This window comes from Actinomycetes bacterium (genome assembly GCA_035489715.1).
Classification (GTDB): Bacteria; Actinomycetota; Actinomycetes; order JACCUZ01; family JACCUZ01; genus DATHAP01.
In genome coordinates this window covers 1-2,001 of record DATHAP010000117.1, presented here as the reverse complement: position 1 = coordinate 2,001, position 2,001 = coordinate 1, and the positions used below count along the sequence as shown (strand labels likewise).

The following is a 2,001-nucleotide window of genomic DNA, read 5'->3' as shown; positions in this document are numbered from 1 at the left end:
TACGAGGAACTGAGGTCGCGGGAGCTGCTGGCCGACAGCGCCGGGACCGACTCGCCGGACGTCGCCGAGGCCGAGCGCCTGCCGGCGTCCGACGTCCTGGAGCTGCTGGCGCTGAGCGAGGTGATCGCGCGCAAGGCCGGCTACGGACAGCAGCTGGCCGTCCGGACGGCGCGGGCTGCCGGCGCCTCGTGGACCGCCATCGCGCGGGCCCTGGGGACCAGCAAGCAGGCGGCCTGGGAGGCGCACACCCGCTGGATCGACGCGCAGGGCGACCTGCACCGGTCGAGCGGCCAGGAGGGTCTCGACCCCGAGGAGATCGCCCGGCTGCGACGGCTGGCAGGCTCGCCGGATGACGAACCGTCGACGTGAGCCCGGGCCCCGCGGGCACTTCCCGAGTCGGTATCTCAACGCTAAGGTATCGCCATGACTGAGCGCCGGGTCCGCATCGGAATCGACACGGGCGGGACGTTCACCGACGTCGTCGCGGTGGACGAGGAGACCGGCCAGACGACGACGACGAAGACGCCTTCCACGCCCGCCGACCCGGCCGAGGGCTTCCTCAACGGCGTCCGCAAGGTGCTCGGCATGATGGACCTCGACGGGTCCGCCGTCACCGCGGTCAGCCACGGCACGACCGTCGCGACCAACCAGCTGCTCGAGGGCAAGCTCGACCGGATCGGCTTCATCACCACCGAGGGCTACGAGTCGGTGCTGGAGATCGCCCGCCAGTCGGTGCCCGACGGCTACGGCAACAGCTACTTCTGGGTCAAGCCACCGCGGATCGTCCCGGCCGACCTCGTGCGCACCGTCGGTGGCCGGCTCGACCACACCGGCACCGAGGTCCGGCCCTTCGACGCCGACGCCGCCCGCGAGGCCGCCCGGTTCTTCAAGAACATCGGGATCACCACGATCGGCGTCTGCTTCCTGCACGCCTACGCGAACGATGCCCACGAGCAGCAGATGCTCGAGGTCATCCGGGCCGAGCACCCGGACGCCGTGGTCAGCATCAGCTCGGAGGTGCTGCGCGAGTACCGCGAGTACGAGCGCTCGGTGACCACGCTGGTCGACGCCGCGGTGAAGCCCAAGGTCGGCGCGTACGTCACCAACATCCGCACCCGCCTCGACGAGATCGCCCCCGGCGTCCCCTTCTACGTGATGAAGAGCAACGGCGGCGTGCTGTCGGCCGGCGAGGTCGTGCACCAGCCGATCACCACGATGCTGTCCGGCCCGGCGGCCGGCGCCCTGGGCGCGGCACTGATCGGCGGAACCGCGGGCTTCGACCGGATCCTCACCTGCGACGGCGGGGGCACCTCGACCGACGTCACCGTCGTCATCGACGGCCATCCGGCGCTCACCACGGAGGGCTCGGTCGGCGAGTACCCGTCGAAGATCCCGATGATCGACGTCGTCACGGTCGGCGCGGGCGGCGGCTCGATCGCCTGGCTCTCCCCCGAGGGCACGCTCAAGGTCGGCCCCAAGTCGGCCGGCGCCGACCCCGGCCCGATGTGCTACCCGAACGGCGGTGACCAGCCCACGGTCACCGACGCCCACGTCACCCTCGGCCGGATCCCTCCCCACCTGCTGGGCGGGGAGATCCCGCTGTCGGTCGAGGCGTCCATCGACGGCCTGGCCCAGCTCGGCGCCAAGCTCGACCTCTCCCTGGAGCGGGTGGCCACCGGCATCCTCGAGATCTCCGCGTGGAACCAGGCCAACGCCCTGCGCCAGGTCACCGTCGCCAAGGGCCTCGACGTCCGCGACTTCACGCTCACCACGTTCGGCGGCTCCGGCTCCCTGCTGGCCTGCCGGCTCATGGACATCCTCAACCTGCCGCGCACGCTTGTGCCGCCGAACCCGGGCAACGTCAGCGCGTTCGGGCTGCTGACCGTCGACGTCCGCAACGACTACGTGCAGACCGTCGTCTCCAAGCACCTCGACCTCGACCTCGACCGGGTGCGGTCGGTCTACTCCGACCTCGAGAGCCAGGCGCAGAGCGCACTGGAC

The 2,001-nt window shown here is 71.3% G+C and carries 2 protein-coding genes; both read left to right on the top strand.

The window, feature by feature from the left end; genetic code table 11:
• Positions 1-9: 9 nt before the first annotated feature.
• Positions 10-369: a hypothetical protein gene (locus VK640_09065; GenBank protein HTE73336.1), complete on the top strand. Its 360-nt coding sequence runs from the start codon at positions 10-12 to the stop codon at positions 367-369.
• A gap of 54 nt (positions 370-423) precedes the next feature.
• The coding region (locus VK640_09060; GenBank protein ID HTE73335.1) for a hydantoinase/oxoprolinase family protein at positions 424-2,001 on the top strand (1,578 nt) is incomplete at its 3' end.